This is a genomic window from Pontimicrobium sp. MEBiC01747 (assembly GCF_053601635.1).
In genome coordinates this window covers 1-886 of record NZ_JBSHNS010000577.1, presented here as the reverse complement: position 1 = coordinate 886, position 886 = coordinate 1, and the positions used below count along the sequence as shown (strand labels likewise).

The 886-nt window shown below is 30.7% G+C and carries 1 protein-coding gene; it reads left to right on the top strand.

Going from position 1 to position 886, the window contains the following annotated elements:
- Positions 1-333: 333 nt before the first annotated feature.
- A partial coding sequence (locus tag ACVC2P_RS19330; protein WP_452600085.1) for an ABC transporter ATP-binding protein occupies positions 334-886 on the top strand: 553 nt, incomplete at its 3' end.

Sequence of the window (886 nt, the reverse complement as noted above, 5' to 3'; positions counted from 1 at the left end):
GGAAACACTCTAATAAAGACCAAAATCCCGCTTTTTAGCGGGATTTTTTGCAATAAATAGAAGTTATTTAGGGTCATTTTATGATTGTCTCATAAAAAAGAGTATATTTGATTTATCGCTAATGAAAGTTAGCGGTAATTTTTCTTTTTCATAGCAATTTTTTCCCATCCTTAGTTTACTAAGGGTGGGTTTTGTTTTTTTATCTATTGTTAAAATAAATGCAAAGAGAGAAAGTTCTACACATTACATTTTTTATATTTACACGATTTTCACTATTATATTACTTTACCTAAAATTACTTAAGGTAAAAGAAAATAATTCTAATAATAAACTATGAGCAATCTGTTAGAAACACATTTGGTTTCTAAAAAATTCGGAGATTTTACAGCACTAAATAATGCGTCTATAACTGTGCCAGAAGGTAGTGTTTTTGGACTCTTAGGGCCCAATGGAGCTGGTAAAACAACACTAATACGTATAATAAATCAAATTACAATGCCAGATACAGGGCATGTATTATTAGATGGGAAACCATTGCAACCTCACCATGTAAAAGATATAGGATATTTACCAGAAGAAAGAGGATTGTATAAATCAATGAAAGTAGGAGAGCAAGCCTTGTATTTAGCGCAATTAAAAGGCATGCAAAAGGCAGAAGCAAAAAGACGATTATTACAATGGTTTGAGCGTTTGGAAATAGGAGACTGGTGGAATAAAAAAATACAAGAACTCTCTAAAGGAATGGCTCAAAAAATACAATTTGTAGTTACTGTATTACATGAACCTAAACTACTTATTTTCGATGAACCATTTTCAGGATTCGATCCTATTAACGCCAATATTATTAAAGATGAAATATTAAGATTAAAAAATGAAGGTGCTACAG